An 18397-nucleotide genomic window follows, 5' to 3' on the forward strand; every position below is an offset into this window, starting at 1 on the left:
CACTCGTAGCTCAGCTGGATAGAGTACTCGGCTACGAACCGAGCGGTCACAGGTTCGAATCCTGTCGAGTGCACCATACACCAAGAAGCCCGCATTTTATGCGGGCTTTTTGCTGTCTGCGATTTATGAAATGTCGAATCGCTCCGGCAAGCAGCCTTTTTTGTCACGTCCCCGACTTATCTTCTGTTTATCGTGAACCCGCCTCCAGGAATTAACCGAGCCGGGCGAGGTCTGTCTGTAGGAGCGAGCTCGCCTCGCGATCTGTTGATCTTCTAAAAATTGCCAGACCGCACGAAGATTCATAAAAAAGGTGTGCTCTGCCAAGCGCTTTTAGCGTCGCAGATTCAGCGGTCTAGACGCAGCCGTAAACGTTTGTTATCTCCACAGATTTATAGCGTCATTAATTTTTAAGCCGTGTATGATTGCGCCCGTCAGCCCCGCCGGGGCTTGTGGAATACCTCCATGGACTTACCCAGTAGTAACTCAGCATCCCGTTTTTCCAATCATGAATTGACTGATTGATCCTTCCGGCGTGCCCTGCTGCTGGGAGTGGAGTTCGCCTATGACCGAAGTTGAAGTAAAGAAAGCACAAGACAGCCTCCAAAGCCGCCTGGCTCAAGTGATTGAGCTGCTCAACCGCCAGCGCGTGGTTGAGGGCCTGACGCACCGTCAGGAGGGCCAGCACCAGGATCGCGTCGAGACCCTGGTTCATCGCCAAAACCTTGTTGAACTCCAGCGCAAGCTGGAAGACCTGCACTCCGCAGACGTTGCCTACATTCTTGAAGCCTTGCCCCTGGACGATCGTCTGACCGTCTGGCAGTTGGTCAAGGCCGACCGTGATGGCGACATCCTGCTCGAAGTGTCTGACTCTGTGCGTGAAACCCTGATCGCCGACATGGACGATCACGAGCTCCTGGCCGCCGCCAAGGAGATGGACGCCGACGAACTTGCTGACCTGGCCCCTGAGCTGCCGCGAGACGTCATCCATGAGCTGATGGAAACCCTCGATGCGCAACAGCGTGAGCGCGTTCGCTCTGCGTTGTCCTATAACGAGGACCAGGTCGGCGCCCTGATGGACTTCGAGATGGTGACGATCCGCGAAGACGTCAGCCTTGAAGTCGTCTTGCGTTACCTGCGTCGCCTCAAAGAATTGCCTGGCCACACCGACAAACTGTTTGTGGTCGATTACGACGGCGTGCTCAAGGGCGTGCTGCCGATCAAACGTCTGCTGGTCAACGACCCTGAAAAACAAGTGGCTGACGTCATGGCCAGCGACACGGTGAGTTTTCATCCGGACGAAGACGCCTACGATGCCGCTCAGGCGTTTGAGCGTTATGACTTGATCTCGGCGCCGGTGGTCGACAAAAACGGCAAACTGATTGGCCGTTTGACCATCGACGAAATGGTCGACTTGATCCGTGAGGAAAGCGAAAGCGAAGTCCTCAACATGGCCGGTCTGCGCGAAGAAGAAGACATCTTCGCCTCGGTGTGGAAATCTCTGCGCAACCGTTGGGCCTGGCTGGCGATCAACCTGATCACCGCCTTTATTGCTTCACGGGTGATCGGCCTGTTTGAAGGCTCGATTGAAAAACTGGTGGCCCTAGCGGCCCTGATGCCCATCGTGGCCGGTATCGGCGGTAACTCCGGTAACCAGACCATCACCATGATCGTGCGCGCCATGGCGCTGGACCAGGTGAACACCGGCAGCACCAAGCGCCTTATGCGCAAAGAGCTGGCCGTGGCCTTGATCAACGGCGTGGTGTGGGGCGGGGTGATCGGTGTGGTCGCCTACCTGCTATACGGCAGCTGGTCGCTGGGGGTGGTGATGACAGCCGCCATGACGCTTAACTTGCTGCTGGCGGCGCTCATGGGCGTATTGATCCCCATGACACTGGCCCGCTTCGGGCGTGACCCGGCCATGGGCGCGAGTGTAATGATCACCGCCATGACCGACAGCGGCGGGTTCTTTATCTTCCTGGGGCTGGCAACGTTGTTCTTGCTCTGACCCAAAAAGGCCTGACCGGCAACTAGCCCGTCAGGCCTTTTTTATAGCGCCTGAACAGCGCGCATAAAAAAGCCAGCAGAGCGCTGGCTTTTTTGTTGCTTGGGTTAAATCAAGACGCGTCGGATGTAGCTTCAACATCGTGAGCAATCAGGGAAACCAAAGCGTTTTGTTGGCGGTGAGACAGTTGGCGGAAGCGTTGCAGCAGTTCGCGTTCGTTCAGGGAAAGCTCAGGGCTGTCCAGACGCAGGCTGGGTTCATCACCCAGTGCACCTTCCTGAATGAGGCTTTGCTCAAGGCGAGCAATAATCTCTGAGTTCATGCTGCGGTGGTGATTGCGAGCCACTTCGGCAATGCGTTCACGCATTCCGTCTGGCAGGCGAACGACGAACTTGTCAGCCGTACGGCTTGAGTAAATTGCCTGTTTCAATGGGCGCATTATAGTTAACCGGTTAGTTCAGGGGAGCGGTTCTCGGAAATTGGCCGCAAGCTATGGTTTCAGACCAGGCTTGTGGCCAAATGTTCAACCTGAATTGCAAAGAGGCGCGCATCATGCCTCATATCTGCCACTTCCCTGGCGTCAATTCTGTGACAAATATTGAACGGGATAAAGGCTATAAGCCAGCACCTATTGTCAAAAATGTGCGTTGTCCTACGTAGTTTACAGGCTATCGGCTTTTCTAAAAGGAACCATTATGTGTAAAGGCCATCATTGACTGACTTGAATGCTTCTTAGCAGTCCCCATCTTGTTGCCTCCTCACCCTGTGCGGGTGAACCCAGCCTTACGCAGCCGCGTCCCGGAGATCCACCGAGTGCCAGGTAAATTGATCTATTTGATGGGGCCTTCAGGCTCGGGCAAAGACAGCCTGATCGAAGCTGCACGCCCTGATTTGGCGGCGCGCGGGTGTGAAGTGATCCAGCGGGTGATTACCCGTTCGGCAGAGTCGGCAGGTGAAGAGGCGATTGGCGTTAGCCGCGAAGCGTTCCAGGCACTCAAGGCCAACGGCGCCTTTGCCTTGGACTGGCAGGCCAATGGTCTGGAATACGGTATACCCGTGCAGCTCGATCACTGGCTGTCTGCCGGGCGCCATGTGCTGGTCAACGGATCAAGAGGGCACCTTAAACAGGCCCGCGAACGCTATCCGGACTTGCTGGCGATTATGTTGCGGGTTGATACCGATGTCTTGCGTCAGCGCTTGCTGGCCCGTGGCCGAGAAACGCCTGCAGAAATAAACGCCCGCTTGGCGCGCAATGAACTGTTTCTGGAGTCTGTAGAAGCGTTGGTCGCAGACCGGGTGCACCTACTGGACAACTCGGCCGCTTTGCAGGTGGGTGTTCAGCGCTTGCTCGCGCTCATAGATGCCGCCATCGCGACGTCTCAGCGCAACTGAGGGTCAAACTTGAAGCGGCGCCCCAGTGCGCGGGCTACCAGCCAGCCAGCAAAAAACACCGTGGCGGCAATCAACGGCGTATTCCCCAACTCGTCCTGAGAGAACAGACCCAGAGCAAGGCTCAACAGGGCGAGCATCAACAAGCCGAAAGCAATTTTGGACATGGATTAAGCATCTCTTTTTTCAGAAAACCCAGCGATCGCCCTGGGTGTTCTCGATGGCGGCAGGGGTGGTTGAGCGCTCGGTGGCCAAATGCGGGGTAACGTGGCTGTTACCCATCATCACGGCCCGTTGCGGCATCGGCGTATGCGGTTTGCTGTACGTGCCGGCCACATCCATGCCGGGCTCGGCGGCAACCGGGTCGGCGTAAAAATGAAAACCAGTCAAAACCGCCAGGGCAAGAACATTCAACAAGAAAAGGGTGCTGTTCATGGTCATGGCAGTCATCTCTTAGAATTAGGTGATGCCATGAATAGAGCAGGCATCATGCCAACTCTTTTTGTTTGTAAAAACCTTATAAATCAATGGTTTGCTAGGTATTGCGAGGGCCGTTCAATTGCAAATTGCAATGATGGCTTTTTGGTGTAATGCAAAATGCACGATGCTGGAAAACCAGGCGGGGAAGTGACTAATAACCTGACGCAAACGCTCTTGCGGCGTTGGATTCAACGCAAGGGGTTAATGGCCAATTATCTTCAGCATCCCCCAATCAGTTCCCTCTCCTTCGGGAGAGGGCTAGGGTGAGGGGCTTTTGCTCTAAAAATCTAACCTGAAACTACCGCATAAACTTCGCCGCCCACCCCGAAATCACCTTGGGGCGCGGCTGCGCATACGTGCGCACCTTGGACGTCGACAACCCAAGGCGCACCAGCGACTCAGCAACCGTCACCGCCGCGCTCACGCCATCAATCACCGGCACCCCGGTGCGCTGACGAATCTGCTCATCCAGCCCGGCCATACCGCCACAGCCCAGGCAAATCACCTCGGCACGGTCCTCACTCACCGCCAGCTCAGCCTGGCGCACAATGGCCTCCAGTGCGCGCTCGGGTGACTCCTCCAGCTCCAGCACCGCCAGGCCGCTGGCCCGCACCGACGCACAGCGATCCCACAACCCCGACAGGCGCAGGCGATCTTCAATCAACGGCACCGTGCGATCCAGCGTGGTCACCACCGAATACGCGCGGCCCACATACATCGCCGTGCTGGCCGCCGCATCGGTAATGTCTACCACCGGCACGTTGAGCAACTCTTGCAGGCCTTCGCGCCCATGCTCGCCATAACCGGCCTGAATCACCGCATCAAACGGCTGGTCGTAGGACATGACCTTGTCCATCACCGCAATGGCGGCCAGATAACTCTCAAAATTGCCTTCAACCGAATCAGCCCCAAAATCCGGGGTCAGCCCGATAATCTCAGTCCCGGGCGCCGCGGCCGCCTGCGCTTGTCGCGCAATGGCCTGGGTGATGCTGTCGGTCGTATTGACGTTGACCACGAGAATTCGCATGCAAGCTCCTGCAACAAAAAAGTAAAAACACGGCCCGCCATCCGCGGGCCGCACAACACTCAATGGCTGACGTTATCAACCGCAATCGACTCGCCGCTGACGCTGGCGTAATGCGCCTGGCGCTTGGCAAAAATCAGATACAACAGCGCCGCGATGCCCGCACCAATCAACCAGGAGAACGGCGACACCTCATGAAATCCCGGCACCAGCGCCAGCACGATGGCGATCAGCGCCGCCGGAATAAAGGCCGCCACGGCGCGCATATTGACCCCGCGTGAGTAAAAATAAGCGCCGCGTGGGTCTTCGCTGTACAGCGCGGGCACATCGATCTGGCCTTTTCGCAGCAGCCAGTAATCCACCATGATTACCCCGTAAAGCGGGCCGAGCAGGGCGCCCAGGCCCGACAGGAAATACACAATCACCAGCGGGCTGTTGTAGAGGTTCCACGGCAAAATCAGCACCGCGATGGTGGCGCTGATCATTCCGGCGCGGCGGAACGTCAAATGCCGGGGCGCCAGGTTGCTCAGTACAAACGCCGGGGCGACAAAGTTGGCCATGATATTCACCGCCACCGTCACAATCAGAAACGCCAGGCAGCCCAACACCAGGAAAAAGGTATTCGGGATGGACGCGATGATTTGCGTCGGGCTTTCGATAATCTGCCCGTTGATTTGAAACTGCGCGCCGCACAGCAGCACGGTGATCCCGGCGAACACCAGAATATTCACCGGCAGGCCCCAGAAGTTACCGACCTTGATGGTTTTGCAGCACGGCGAAGAACGGGAAAAGTCGCTGAAATTCAAAATCAACGTGCCATAAATCGCCAGCCACAACGCCCCGCCAGCAAACACATTGCGCCACACCTCGGCGGTGCTCAGCGGCACGCGGTTAGACCAGGCGATGGTGCCGTTGGCCTGAAAATACATCCACGCCGCCAGGCTGATCACCGTCAGCAAAATCACCGGCCCGGCAAAGGCCTCATAACGGCGCACCATCTCCATGCCATACGCCAGGATGACCAACTGCACCAGCCAGATCGCCACAAAACATACCCAACCCAGGCTCGACAGCCCCAGGATCGAGTCATGGTCATACGCCGCAAAACCGGGGTGCACCGCCACCAGCAGTACGCGCAACACTACCGACGCTAAATACGTCTGAATCCCGAACCAGGCAATCGCGATAACTGCACGAATCAACGCGGGAATCTGCGCCCCGTGCACACCGAAACTGATACGGCTGATCACCGGAAACGGCACCCCGGTGCGCTGGCCCATATAGCCGGACAGGTTCATAAACATAAACACCAGCCCTGCGCCGATGCCCAGCGAGAGCAGAATCTGCCAACCATTCAGCCCCAGTGCATACAAACCGATGGCGAAGGAGTAATTGGCAATGTTGTGCACATCGTTGGTCCACAGCGCAAAAATGCTGTAACGCCCCCAGCGTCGACCTTCAGCTTTGGTCGGTGCCAGATCGTTGTTATGCAAGCGTGGGCTGAGCGCCAGCGTGGCAGACGAACTGTCCGCCAGCGGCTGTGGGGTAGAAACGGAAGAGGGTAAATCCAGAGCGATAGTGCTGGAGAGTCTTGTGCGCATTCTGGGCAAGCTCCTGACCCCATACCTGCGTCATGACAGGGTGGAATCACTGGTGATGAAGTCCGCGTTATGCCTGCAGTTAGGGTGCAAGCTACTAAACAACGTGTACTTAGTTTTGTGTGTCTTTGTATACAAGTGTCGTTTAGCTCATAGCGATATTCATGCCAGCCAACAGCGCCGGGGCAGCGTGCGCGTCCTCAGAAACTTCGAATATTTCTGTAACAGTTTGAAAAATAAGATGAATTAAAAAAGTATAAAAAAGCGTGAAATGCGTAAGGCAGGAAAAATCAACAAACGCCAAAAAGTGTGCGCCTCAAAAAGGCTGTTACTTTTTGATGCACGCACCCCGCGTCGCACCCAATGAGTGCACCGTTATGTGACAACCTGTATACGATTTTTGTTGTAGGAGCGAGCTTGCCTCGCGAGCTCTTAATCTTGAAAACCGTGCCTGCTTGCACCCAGGCACGTACTGCTCTAGTGCGTCGTCAAACCATCCAGCGACTTATCGACATACGCCTTGGCCAGCTCCACCAAGTGCATGGTCGACAACACCAAACTGCGTGCATGGCCGCTCAAACCATTCCCCGCCTCACTCGCCGAAGCGCCCGCGCAGCGCAACAAGTCTGACGCCTGGGCCAAAGCCGCTTCTAAATTGACACTGTCGGGGATGACATACGTGGCCTGATCCACGTGTCGTGGAGGCTTAGGGTCGAGCAAATAAAAATCCAGTGCACGCTCAGCGGCGGCACGGTCCAACGACATATCACTGCACTGAGCAGTATCGTGCAAGGGGAGGGTAGGTGGATCGGGAACAATCTTCTTCATAAGGACAACTCCGAGGTATTAATGGAGCTGTTCCCTTCGCTACTAAACGAATGGAGGCAGCCGTACGCAGGTTAGTAGACCGGTACACTCGGAACCCGGCGCGCCACGAGGGCGCCCTACGCACGGCCACCATAAAACGCAGGCCGAAAAAAAGCGCCTCGCGGAGGTGGCGCCATGCGCCGAGTAATACGTCGGGCTACTAAACCCAACCGCTGAAAGACAGCGATGGGCCGAGACTATTCCCCGGACTGAACAGGCGCAAGCGAATGGGATTTTCTCGGAAGTTTCACCAGATGGAAAGCGAAGCGTCGTACGAAAAGCCTTATTTTGCGCCAACCCCCGCCACCATCCCCAATCAAACTGTAGGAGCGAGCTTGCCTCGCGATCTTTTGATCCCCGCAAAAATCCCGTCAACCCAACCACCCACCCACCACCCTGTAGCGCACCCACCCACACGCAAAAAGCCCACGGACGACATGACAAACAAAGGCATGCCCGTTAACATGCACGCCGTCCTCTGCGTCACGCCATCAGCGTGTGGCGCAAACGTTTGTCTCAGTAGCTCAATTGGATAGAGCATCCCCCTCCTAAGGGGAAGGTTGCAGGTTCGAACCCCGCCTGGGACACCATCACATTCAGTTGCTTAGCTATATTTCCTGATAGACCCTCGACTGGGTTTTCATCAAGCCCCCACTTCTCTGATCCCCAAGGTCGGATTTTGCCCACGCGCTTCGTAAAAGTGATGGATGTTGCTTGTGGCTCGCGAATAACTACTAATAACCCAAAGCGGGCAGTGAAGCTGAAACCGCCACTGTGCGTGCCGGATACAAGCGTATTGTTCGATGCGCTTTACCCCTCCAGAAAATCCTGAAAAAGGGCGATGAACATGGATGTTGAATTGGCTCATAAGATTGAAGCCGCAGAATGCGAGTATTTACGTTCGCGCGTTGAGAATCTGGCAGATGTCAGCGGCAACCCTTATGGTGCACGTGTTTTTTTCAATGCTGACTTTCCGTGCTTTCAAGTAAAAGCATCGCCTAGCCCAATGTTCAACCGCATCTACGGTGACATCGCCAGCGCCCCTCTGGCAGTGTTGAAATTGCTCAATGAGTCAGCGGGGCGATCGGCTGTCACCCCTCTTATCGGAAAATCTTCGGCGCTGGAGCAATACGCCATTTTGGGCGAGGAACGGCTTGAGCGTTTGAGGGGCTGGACTCACCTGCAATTAGCGTGTGCTATTGAAAACGTGGTTTTGAATCATCACTCCTTCGAAATTGAAGAGGTCACGCTGAAAACTCTGGCTCTATTCGCAGCAGTGCACGCGGCTGGCTTTCATACCAAGCCGGAGCATCGGCTGCTGAATCAGGCTTCCTTTGTAGGGCAGAGGCCTGATGGACGTCTGAAAATCTATGTATTGAAAGCGCAGGGAGTGGTGGTAGCAGGGGCTTCGATGTACTTGGCCAGCAATGGTGTTGCCTACCTTGGAACGGCGGCAACTCGAAAAGATGCTCGGGGCTACGGCTACCACGCAGCGCTGATTTCTCACCGAATAGAGCAAGCAAAGAAACATGGCGGTCAATGGGTGGCTGCGACCGCGCTGGCCAGCTCCCAAAGCCGCCGAAATCTGGAGCGTGCCGGGTTCACGGCATCCCATGCCCAAGCACTGTACCGTCTGGCCGATATCTGAAATAAACGGCTGAGAAGGAGCGTCCGCTTCTGGTCGATTGCCACCCCTCACCAAGGGCAGCAATCCTGTCACTTGCCGCCCTTCATCCCCCTCACACCACTGCGACTTCAACCGCCCTGGAACGCCAGACCGAAGCCAACACCATCAACAACCCCAAACCCGCCATCGCCGCTCCTGCCAGGGAAATCGCCGGATAACCCCAGCCCGCGTTGATCACCGCTCCGCCCAGCGCTGCGCCAATCGCGTTGCCAAAATTGAAGGCGCCAATGTTCACCGCAGAGGCAAGGTTGGGCGCGTCCTTGGCTGCTTCCATGACGCGCATCTGTAGCGGCGGCACCAGGGAGAAGCTGGCGATGCCCCATATCAGGATGGCCAGTGCAGCCGGCACTTCCCAACGCATCAGCAGGGTGAACGCCAGCAAGACGAGAATCAGAACGCTTAGCGACACGATCAAGGTGCGATCTATTGAGCGGTCGGCCGCCTTGCCGCCCCACATATTGCCCAGCGTCAAGCCCACACCAAACAGTACCAGCATGGCGGTGATGTAGGCGGTGGAACCATGGGTCTCGCTGCTGAGGATCGGCGCGATGTAAGTGAAGACGGTGAACATTGCGCTCGATCCGACGACGGTCAGGGCCAACGCGCTCAGCACTGGACCGCGCCCCAGTACTCGAATTTCGGCCATGACACCGGCGCTTGGCGGCGCCTTCAGGTTAGGCAGGGCGAACCACAAGGCGGCCATGGTCAACAAGCCGAGGCCCGTGATGCCCCAGAACGCGGTGCGCCAACCGAACAGTTCACCAAACCAGGTGGCCAGCGGCACACCGCCGATGGTCGCCAGGGTCAGGCCCATGAACATCGCCGCAACTGCCCCGGCACGTTTTTCCGGGGCGACCACGCTGGCGGCGACGATGGAGCCAACGCCAAAAAATGCACCATGGTTGAGTGAGGTCACCACCCTGGCGATCATGAGGCTGTAGTAATCGGTGGCCAGGGCTGACATCAGATTGCCCAGGGTGAAAATCGCCATGAGCCCGATCAGCAAATAGCGCCGGGGAATTTTGCCGGTGGTCAGGGTCATCAACGGTGCGCCGAGCAATACGCCCAGCGCATACGCACTGACCAGCAAACCGGCGGCGGGAATGGAAACGCCCAGATCCGCAGCGATACCCGGCAACATGCCCATGGGGGCGAATTCTGTTACGCCGATGCCAAAGGCACCGATGGCGAGCGCTACAAGGGGTGGATTGATACGCATGAAAGGCTCCTTATCTATGCCGCTAATGCTACGATCCTGTCTTTTCAAGCGGTAGATAGCATTTTTGGCAATCACCTTTGCGCAGGAGGCACAAGTGGACTTCAACGGCAGGTCAGGTGAAATGAGCGTGTTCACCACCGTGGCGCAAGAAGGCAGCCTCTCGGCCGCCGCGCGTGCACTGGGCCTGACACCCTCGGCAGTCAGTCGGATCATCGCGCGTACCGAGCAACGCCTTGGCACCCGTCTGCTGTTGCGCACCACCCGAGCGATCACCTTTACGGCCGAGGGCGAAGCGTTCCTGCGCGGCGCCCGGCGTATCCTGGCCGACATGGACGAAGTCGAAGAAGCCATCGCCGACCAGGGCGTACCCAGGGGGCGATTGCGGGTCAGCGCCGCCCTTGGGCATGGGCGGCTGGCCATCGTTCCCTTGGTTGCCGCATTCAGCGCCCGTTACCCGAACATCGTCGTCGACCTTACCCTCGGCGACGAAGTGGTCGACATTCTCGGCGGGCAGGCCGACGTCGCGATCCGTTTTGGCCATCTGCCCGACAGCCCGCTGACCGCGCGCAGAATCGGCGACACCGGCCAGGTCGTGGTGGCATCGCCCGAGTACCTGCAACGCCACGGCATCCCCCAACAACCAGAAGACCTGTTGCAGCACAACTGCCTGCGCTTCAACTTTCGGCGTGCCGAACCCAACTGGCCGTTCATCCGCGATGGAGAAGAATTTTCCCTAAAGGTCAGCGGCAACATCGAATGCAGCAGTGGTGAAGCGCTGGCACAACTCGCGCGCGTAGGTGCCGGCATTGCACGTATCGGTGAGTTCAGCGTGCGCGAGGACCTGCAGCGCGGCGACCTGGTTTCGCTGTTGGAGGCCTGGAACCCCGGAGACCGCGAACCGATTCATGCAGTGTTCGTCGGCGGGGCGGCCATGCCGGCGCGGGTGCGATTGTTCGTGGACTTCTTGCTGGAACATCACCGGATATAAGCGCGGGCGTGAGCTGATATTTCTGGGGGCTTGTGGTCGATTTCTGCCTGCCCCCAAGGGCTTTAGACAACCCGAATGCATCCGGCTAAAAGAAAACTTGTGGATCAGTTTCTGATCCAGAGCATGGTCTGCACCGTAATATGCGGATGACTTTCAAGCGGTTCCCATTCATCCATGAAGGTAAAGCCCTGCTTGAGATAGAAGTTCGACGCTCTGGCATTGTCGGGTGAGACATCAAGAAAAACGCGATCAAATCCCTGCGAGGTAGCGTGAGCTTTCACGGTCTCTACCAGTTGAGTTGCCACGCCAGAGCCCCGTGCAGCAGGTTCAACCCACATTCCGATCAAGTTAAAGCGCTGCGCGCTGCTGACAGCGGCACCAATCATTCCCACAGGCCTGTCTTGCTCGAATGCCAGCCAAAAGGCTGTGCCAGTGGATGATGCTCTCACTTGCCACTGCTCGTCAGTGTAAGCAGCGGCAGTTTGATAACTGACACCAAATGCCGACGGCGTGTCCAAAAGCGCGGCAAGTCGGACTTGCCTCAATAGCTTCCAGTCTTCTGTTACCGTCGATCGAATGTCCATGATCTTCCTTGAGGTATTGGCTTCACCTCAACGTGTCACAAGTATGTGTAGGGAGCAACCAAGCCATGCGTCGTGTACGTTCGTTTTGCCGATAGCAGCCTGTCACAAAGGGCTGCTTGCGGCCAATAGCAGTCCGTCACGAAAGGCTGCTATCGGCCACTCCCATTTTTGTGGGCTGCTTGATGGCATCGTTTCTGCCTGCCACGAGGGATTGAAATCGGCCAAGAGCTGGTCTTCGAGGGTATTTATTAAATCAGCGGCGACTCAGCACTTTCAATCAATACTGCTTTTTTGCGCTGGCTATACGCCGGTACTTACGCAACTCCCGATAAGCGCTGCGGATATCCAGAAAAAATATCTCTGCGCTGCGCCAGAGCAGCATCCACACAGTAACGGTAAATACTGCCACCGGGATGGTGCTTTCAATGCCTAGAGCATTACCTATCAGCCCCACTGCCAGTGCCAGGCCCAGGAGTGTCAGCGCTTCCAACTGTAGGATGAGAATATCCCCTCTGACTTGCTCGCTCTTTTCTGCAAAGGTATTGCTGATAGCTTGCTGTAGGCGTTCTCGCTCATTTTCGGGGCAGTTGATCTGGAGGCACAGCTTGGGGTAGTACCAGGCACTATCCAACAGGTAGTCCGCCAGCTCAGGGCTAAGTTTGGGTGCGTCCGGCGAGGCAAATGGATTGAGGTAATCGTGGGTAATCGTCAAATCGATTTTTTTGAGCATTACGAACTGTGGCCTGGTTGAGTTGTGGTCGGAGGCTTCAGTGATTCAGATAAAGCTAGTCCAAGATATCTGTTCTGCTTTGTTGGCAGTCACTCGCGCTGCAGTAGGAGCGAATTTATTCGTAATGCGTGGCTGAATGTGCACCTCGACAGCCTCCATCAACGCTGATTGTTATCGTTCTCTGCGAGTGAACATTAGGCCGCGGGCGACGCATTCGCGCAAAGGGCTCGAGGCAGCTATTGTCCGAAAGCAGCCCTTCACAACAGGCTGCTATCGGCCACCGCCAGACGCCTAAAAAGTTATCGAACGGACGCCGCTTCACCCCCCAAGCCCTGTTGCCCGGATAAGTTATTCAACTGCTCCAACTCAAGCTGTTTGGCAGCACTGGCTTCGAGGTTTGCCCGCTCTTCATCCAGATACCGATAAATACTTTGGAGGTTGGCGATTTTCAGTTGGACTTCTATCATCTTTTTTTCGATCAGCTTAATGCGCTGCGCATCCAGAATCTCGCCTATTTCCCCCAGGGAAAATCCCATGCTTTGCGCGCGCTTGATAAAGTCCAGGTCGTGCAGCGTTTGCGCTGTGTAATCGCGATAGTTGTTGGTCCGCCGCTGCGGTGAGATCAGGCCGATTTGCTCCTAGTAACGTAGCGTATGGCGGCTGGCACCGCTGCGGGCTTCGAGTTCGCCGATTTTCATGAAAACACCGCTTGACCCTAGAGTTGGGTCGACAGTTTATGCTCGGCTCCTGACCTCAAACAAGGAACTGGGAAATGGGCGTGGAGTGCTTTGTCACGGGGGGGACCGGTTTTATCGGTCAGCATTTAGTGGCGTATCTGAGTGCACAAGGTCACACCATTCGGGTGTTGATGCGTCGCCCGGAGCGACTGGCTGAACTGCGCGAGCAAATCGACACGTTGGGCGGGTGTGCAAGCCGGGTATTTGCCGTAGCGGGTGATCTGCAACGGGACACTCTCGGGCTGAGTCTTGCTGATCGAGAAGTGCTAAGGCACGCCAGCGTTGTGTTCCATCTGGGCGCCCATTTCGCCAACAGGCATGGAATAGCCAGGCCAGATATACGTCAGTCTTTGCAGCACACTGCAACGTTCGTCAATTCACATTGCCTGGCCAGGGGCTAAGCCCGCTGACGTACCCTCAAACAGGGTGCCGTCGATGCAGGGCGGCATGTTGAATCGCTGCCGATTTATCAATGCATCAAGGCTTGTAAAGTAATGCTTCAACGACAACCCCAAACGCCGATGAATGTTCACGGCGATTGGGGTAGTAGAGGTGGTAACCGGCGAAGGGTTGGCACCAGTCTTCCAGCACTCGCACAAGCCTACCGTCGGCAAGCTCCTTCGCCACCATGTCCTCCGGCAGAAAGCCCAAGCCACACCCCGCCACGGCCGCCCGCAGGATCGGCACGCTGCTGTTGAACGTCCATTGCCCTTCGACACGGGCCTTCAGTTCGTGACCATCCTTTTCAAAATCCCATTGCATCAGGCTGCCATGGGTAGGCAGGCGCAGGTTGATGCAATTTTGTGCTGCCAGATCACCGGGCACCTTCGGTATTGGCCGCTGTTTGAAGTACTCGGGTGAGCCCACGACTGCGATGCGCAAGGATGGCCCGACCGGCACGGCGATCATGTCTTTGGCCACCTGATCTCCCAGGCGAACACCGGCGTCATAGCGTTGCGCGACGATGTCGGAGAGGGCGTAGTCGACGGTAATTTCGACATGAATGTCCGGATAGTTGGGCAGCACTTTTGAAAGCTTGGGCCACAGAATATTGTTGGCGGCATGTTCGGACGCTTGAATCCGTACAGTGCCCGCCGGGGTGTCACGAAACTCGCTGACCGCGGCCAGTTCGAGTTCAATTTCATCGAACCGCGGTGCCATCGACTGATACAGCCGCTGACCCGCCTCGGTCGGTGAAACACTGCGCGTGGTACGCGTCAGCAGGCGCACGCCCAGTCGGCTTTCCAGTGCGCGCATGGTGTGGCTCAGCGCCGACTGCGAGACGCCAAGCTGGGCGGCTGCACGGGTGAAACTGCCTTGGCGGGCGATGACCACGAAAGCTTGCAGGTCGTTAAGGTTGGCGCGGGACATTGATGAGAACCTCTCATGAGGGGCGCGGGATTCATCCATAAAAGCAGGTCGCACACCGATGCGCGACCCCCATGAGGGTTGATTACAAGGTGCGGGCGTAAAACGCGCTCAGTTTGCCAATCGCGGCATCGACATAACGCGGCACCCAATAGGTTTCGATATGCGTCGCGCCGTCGAGCATAAACAGTTCTTTGTCGGTGGTGCCGGTGGCCTTGGAGAAGGCGTCCTGCGTCATGTACAGGCTGTCGGCTTTGCTGCCGGCGATCATCAGCAACGGCTGGTTGATCAGCTCGATATGGTCAGTGGCGTCGAAACGCATCAAGTCGATCAAGCTGCTGGTGGTGTATTTGAAGGTCGAGTTCGGGTGCGCGTGGGTCTTCCAGTAGTACTCATAACCTTGGCGATACAGCTCGAAGGGCAGTTTGGCAATTTGCTCGTCGGTGAGGTTGGCATCGCCCGAATACAGCACTTCGCCGCCAGCCGCTTCTTGCGCGCGGGCAGCTGACGCTTGTTGCAGGCGTTGCTGGATGCTGTCCATTTGCGAGTCGTTGTAGCCGTTGCGGCGCACCCGGCCCGAGTTGAACATGCTCACCGTTGCCAGCGCTTTGAAGCGTTTGTCGGTTTGCGCCGCCGCCAACGAATAACCACCGCCGCCACAGATCCCGAGCAGCCCCAGACGCTTGTCATCGACGCCGGCAAACTGGCTGATAAAGTCGGCCATGCCGTGAATGTCTTCGATACGGTACGCCGGTTTATCGATGCTGCGCGGCTGACCACCGCTGGCGCCCTGATACGCCGCATCGGCAGTGATGGTGATGTAGCCCTGTTCGGCCAGGCGTTGGGCATACAGACCGGCGACTTGTTCTTTCACGCCGCCATTGGGGTGTGCAACGACCACGGCCGGGTAAGTCTTCTTGGCGTCATAGCCAGCCGGGGTGTAGACGTTGGCGGCGATGTCCAGACCATTGAGCTTGTAGCTGACCGGATGGATGTTGACCTTGCCCGCTTCGTTGGTGCTGATCGCGCCATCATAGGCGAGGGTGAACGGGTTCTTTTGGTAGTCGGCGGCCAAGGCTTCGCCCGCCGACAGGCCGACCAGTGCCGACATGAACGTGGCTTTAAGCATGTTTTTCATGTGAAGCTCCTGAGCAATTAAAAGGGTGGCAGTTGCGAAAGTGTTTGGGTCAGCGCTGCGTGGGCTCGCTCGGCCGTCTGTGGATCGCCATGCTTTTTCAGCAACTCGGTGACTTGGCGCAACTGTGCCGCGCCAAGCCCGACGCGCAGGCTCGCCGCCATGTGGGAGCGTAATTGCGGCTCGACCCCAGGCGTTGCCGCCAGCGCCCCGACCGTTGCCAGCTCGCGGCTTTGCCAGTCGAGGTTGTCGCGCTCGAAAATGTCGCCGAACAGGTGGGTTTGCAGGAACCGGTTGATCACCGGGGCGAACTCGAACACGGGGCCTTTGACCGGTGCGCCCGAGATCCTGGTTTGATTGGCGGTACCGGCAGCCAGCAGCTCATCCCCGACGGGAATCGCCCGGCCCGGTTCACGCCCCGGCGCATCTTCAATGCCGCGTTGCTTTCGTGCCTGCACCACCGTCATTAGCTCGTTCAAGGCGTTGAGGCTGCGCGGAAAGCCGACATAGGCGTAGAGCTGCACCAGAATTTCACGGGTTTCGCTGATGCTCAGACCGGCATCGAGTCCCTGGTTGAGTGCCGTGTTGAGGCCCGGCATGTCGCTGGTCGCCATGAATGCGGCGATCAGTGGAATCGTTTGTTGTGGGGGCGACAGGGTCGTTGCGCTGGTTGGTGGGCTGGTCATGTTCTGGGATGCCTCGGCTGCTTGAGTGGTCATGCTGAACATCGCCCCGATGCCCAGACAAAGCGCCATGAATGCGGGGAGGGCTGGGCAGTTGCGTGCATCAGTGGTCATCGTGAAAGGCTCCGTCCATTACGGGTCACTGCGGTGTCACTGGATCGTACGGAGTATGAAAGGGGTGATTAACCCCGAAATTGCGCAAGGACTCCTGAGCAGAACTCATGAGTCGCCAGTGCCATGGCCGCTGCAATCACGGCGCGCCACCGCGGGTGTTGGGGATGGCGGCCGGGTGACGGTTTGCGCAGAAAGTGTCAACGAGCCGCTTCGACACATTTCGTAACTTCAATGGCCGGCGTAATGCGCCTCCGAGACCTGCTCTGCCCAGGTGACGGTCTTGCCGTCCTCGGCTTCTGCAATGGCGATGTGGGTCATGCCGTTGCTGGGTGTAGCGCCATGCCAGTGGCGGGTGTGCGGTGGAATCCAGACAGTGTCGCCCGGTCGGATTTCCTGTCGCGGGCCACCCTCTTGCTGCACGTAGCCGACGCCTGCGATGACGATCAGCGTTTGCCCCAGCGGATGGGTGTGCCACGCCGTGCGTGCGCCGGGCTCGAAGGTCACTGTGGCGCCGCCGATGCGCGCCGGCGCATCGCCTTTGAACAGGCCATCAACGCGTACGGTGCCCGTAAAGTTTTGCGCCGCGCCCTTAACCGAAGGCTGCGAGCCGTTTGGGGTAATGCGGATTTCGCTGGCGGCTTGGGTTTCAGCTGTCATCAGTGACAACGCAACGAGGGGGGCGATCAATCGATTCATCGGATCAACTCCGGTCATACAGTGAAAGCGGCGCCCAATGCAGCGCCGCGTCGGGCAGGCTCAGAGTCCGGTCATCTTCAGTGCCGATTCCGGCAGGCGGTCGCCGTGCACGTGAATCTGCGCCATTTGCTCGTTGATCTCGCGCAAATCGTCACCGGTCAATTGCAGGTCGACTGCGCCCAGGTTCTCTTCCAGCCGATGGGGTTTGGTCGTGCCCGGGATCGGCACAATCCATGGTTTTTGGGCGAGCAACCAGGCCAGCGCCACTTGCGCCGGTGTGGCGTGTTTGCGTTGCGCGACTGTTTTCACCACATCGACCAAAGCCAGGTTGGCCTTGCGTGCCTCCGGTGAAAAGCGCGGCACAAAATTGCGGAAATCGCTGGCGTCGAACTGCGTGTGCTCATCGATCTGACCGGTGAGAAAACCCGCGCCCAGCGGGCTGAACGGTACGAATCCGATACCCAGCTCTTCGAGCACTGCCAGCAGTTCCACTTCCGGGCCGCGCCAGAACAGTGAATATTCGCTCTGCACTGCCGTAACCGGCTGCACGGCATGCGCCCGGCGAATGGTGTGCACGCCCGCTTCAGACAGGCCGAAATGCTTGACCTTGCCCTCGGCGATCAGATCTTTGATGGTGCCGGCGACGTCTTCGATGGGCACCTGCGGGTCAACGCGATGCTGATAGAACAGGTCGATGCGATCGGTGCGTAAACGCTTCAACGACGCCTCGGCCACGGCGCGGATATGTTCCGGGCGGCTGTTGGTACCACTGCCTCGCACGCCAGTGGTCAGGTCGATATCGAAGCCAAACTTGGTGGCGATGACCACCTGCTCGCGGATCGGCTGCAAGGCCTCGCCCAGCAGTTCTTCATTGGCGAACGGGCCATACGCTTCGGCAGTGTCGAACAAAGTGATGCCTTGTTCGTGGGCCGAACGAATCAGCTTGATCATGTTGGCTTTGTCGGCAGCCGGGCCATAGGCCGAGGTCATGCTCATGCAACCCAGGCCCAGTGCGGACACTTCCAGGCCATTGCCCAACGTGCGGATTTTCATGGTGTCACTCCGTACAGAACTCAGTTAACGCGCGAGAGGGTGA

The 18397-nt window shown here is 57.6% G+C and carries 19 protein-coding genes, 1 tRNA gene and 1 pseudogene; 6 read left to right on the top strand and 15 right to left on the bottom strand.

All coding sequences use genetic code 11. The features are described 5' to 3' along the window. The first annotated feature begins 562 nt into the window (after positions 1-562). Complete coding sequence (gene mgtE, locus GHO32_RS23270) at positions 563-2005, top strand: magnesium transporter (RefSeq protein WP_153335883.1); 1443 nt, start codon at positions 563-565, stop codon at positions 2003-2005. Positions 2006-2114: 109 nt separating this feature from the next. On the opposite strand, the gene GHO32_RS23275 is transcribed toward mgtE, so the two are convergent. Next, entirely contained in the window at positions 2115-2441 is a 327-nt protein-coding gene (locus GHO32_RS23275; protein WP_048367856.1) for an Arc family DNA-binding protein, read from the bottom strand. A 374-nt stretch (positions 2442-2815) separates the two neighbouring features. Between GHO32_RS23275 and phnN the strand changes: the two genes are divergently transcribed. After that, positions 2816-3394 (top strand): phosphonate metabolism protein/1,5-bisphosphokinase (PRPP-forming) PhnN, encoded by a 579-nt coding sequence (gene phnN / locus GHO32_RS23280; RefSeq protein WP_368668520.1) that lies wholly within the window; start codon positions 2816-2818, stop codon positions 3392-3394. Here the strand turns inward: phnN and GHO32_RS26530 are convergent. The 5 genes from GHO32_RS26530 to GHO32_RS23300 all read right to left on the bottom strand — a co-directional run bounded on the left by GHO32_RS26530 (position 3382) and on the right by GHO32_RS23300 (position 7321). Further along, positions 3382-3558, bottom strand: a complete 177-nt coding sequence (locus tag GHO32_RS26530; protein ID WP_173430620.1) for a PA3371 family protein — start codon at positions 3556-3558, stop codon at positions 3382-3384. The two genes, phnN and GHO32_RS26530, sit on opposite strands and share 13 nt — an antisense overlap. 19 nt (positions 3559-3577) lie before the next feature. Then, positions 3578-3826 (bottom strand): hypothetical protein, encoded by a 249-nt coding sequence (locus GHO32_RS23285; protein WP_153335884.1) that lies wholly within the window; start codon positions 3824-3826, stop codon positions 3578-3580. A 343-nt stretch (positions 3827-4169) separates the two neighbouring features. Beyond that, a complete protein-coding gene (locus GHO32_RS23290) occupies positions 4170-4898 on the bottom strand; it encodes an aspartate/glutamate racemase family protein (RefSeq protein WP_048367851.1) in 729 nt (242 codons plus the stop codon). A 59-nt stretch (positions 4899-4957) separates the two neighbouring features. After that, the gene (locus GHO32_RS23295; RefSeq protein ID WP_048367849.1) at positions 4958-6496 is read right to left on the bottom strand and encodes an NCS1 family nucleobase:cation symporter-1; all 1539 of its coding nucleotides are present in this window, start codon (positions 6494-6496) and stop codon (positions 4958-4960) included. Positions 6497-6970: 474 nt separating this feature from the next. Further along, complete coding sequence (locus GHO32_RS23300) at positions 6971-7321, bottom strand: DUF6124 family protein (protein WP_153335885.1); 351 nt, start codon at positions 7319-7321, stop codon at positions 6971-6973. 552 nt (positions 7322-7873) lie between these two features. Here GHO32_RS23300 and GHO32_RS23305 point away from each other — a divergent pair. After that, positions 7874-7950, top strand: a tRNA-Arg gene (locus GHO32_RS23305). Between the two features lie 257 nt (positions 7951-8207). Next, positions 8208-9008, top strand: a complete 801-nt coding sequence (locus GHO32_RS23310) for a GNAT family N-acetyltransferase (protein WP_153335886.1) — start codon at positions 8208-8210, stop codon at positions 9006-9008. A 91-nt stretch (positions 9009-9099) separates the two neighbouring features. On the opposite strand, the gene GHO32_RS23315 is transcribed toward GHO32_RS23310, so the two are convergent. Further along, on the bottom strand, positions 9100-10266 hold the full coding sequence (locus GHO32_RS23315) for an MFS transporter (protein ID WP_153335887.1): 1167 nt from the start codon (positions 10264-10266) through the stop codon (positions 9100-9102). A gap of 94 nt (positions 10267-10360) precedes the next feature. On the opposite strand from GHO32_RS23315, the gene GHO32_RS23320 reads away from it, so the two are divergent. Continuing rightward, the gene (locus GHO32_RS23320; protein WP_368668521.1) at positions 10361-11254 is read left to right on the top strand and encodes a LysR family transcriptional regulator; all 894 of its coding nucleotides are present in this window, start codon (positions 10361-10363) and stop codon (positions 11252-11254) included. A 104-nt stretch (positions 11255-11358) separates the two neighbouring features. On the opposite strand, the gene GHO32_RS23325 is transcribed toward GHO32_RS23320, so the two are convergent. From GHO32_RS23325 to GHO32_RS23335, 3 genes and pseudogenes are all read right to left on the bottom strand, one after another. Then, positions 11359-11838, bottom strand: a complete 480-nt coding sequence (locus tag GHO32_RS23325) for a GNAT family N-acetyltransferase (protein ID WP_153443030.1) — start codon at positions 11836-11838, stop codon at positions 11359-11361. Between the two features lie 277 nt (positions 11839-12115). Then, positions 12116-12568, bottom strand: coding sequence for a hypothetical protein (locus GHO32_RS23330; RefSeq protein WP_153335889.1), 453 nt, complete (start codon positions 12566-12568; stop codon positions 12116-12118). 299 nt (positions 12569-12867) lie between these two features. Further along, positions 12868-13266 (bottom strand): annotated as a pseudogene (locus GHO32_RS23335) (MerR family transcriptional regulator). A 74-nt stretch (positions 13267-13340) separates the two neighbouring features. Here GHO32_RS23335 and GHO32_RS23340 point away from each other — a divergent pair. Continuing rightward, a complete protein-coding gene (locus tag GHO32_RS23340) occupies positions 13341-13706 on the top strand; it encodes an SDR family oxidoreductase (RefSeq protein ID WP_256665594.1) in 366 nt (121 codons plus the stop codon). Between the two features lie 76 nt (positions 13707-13782). Here GHO32_RS23340 and GHO32_RS23345 read toward each other — a convergent pair whose 3' ends face one another. The 5 genes from GHO32_RS23345 to GHO32_RS23365 all read right to left on the bottom strand — a co-directional run bounded on the left by GHO32_RS23345 (position 13783) and on the right by GHO32_RS23365 (position 18354). After that, a complete protein-coding gene (locus GHO32_RS23345) occupies positions 13783-14676 on the bottom strand; it encodes a LysR family transcriptional regulator (protein WP_153335890.1) in 894 nt (297 codons plus the stop codon). An 82-nt stretch (positions 14677-14758) separates the two neighbouring features. Continuing rightward, positions 14759-15811 (bottom strand): alpha/beta hydrolase, encoded by a 1053-nt coding sequence (locus GHO32_RS23350; protein WP_153338369.1) that lies wholly within the window; start codon positions 15809-15811, stop codon positions 14759-14761. 17 nt (positions 15812-15828) lie between these two features. Continuing rightward, the gene (locus tag GHO32_RS23355) at positions 15829-16605 is read right to left on the bottom strand and encodes a carboxymuconolactone decarboxylase family protein (RefSeq protein ID WP_153335892.1); all 777 of its coding nucleotides are present in this window, start codon (positions 16603-16605) and stop codon (positions 15829-15831) included. Between the two features lie 228 nt (positions 16606-16833). After that, complete coding sequence (locus GHO32_RS23360) at positions 16834-17301, bottom strand: cupin domain-containing protein (protein ID WP_153335893.1); 468 nt, start codon at positions 17299-17301, stop codon at positions 16834-16836. 60 nt (positions 17302-17361) lie between these two features. Next, entirely contained in the window at positions 17362-18354 is a 993-nt protein-coding gene (locus GHO32_RS23365; RefSeq protein WP_153335894.1) for an aldo/keto reductase, read from the bottom strand. Positions 18355-18397: the final 43 nt, after the last annotated feature.

It is taken from the genome of Pseudomonas sp. FSL R10-2189, assembly GCF_009600325.1.
Lineage (GTDB): Bacteria > Pseudomonadota > Gammaproteobacteria > Pseudomonadales > Pseudomonadaceae > Aquipseudomonas > Aquipseudomonas helleri.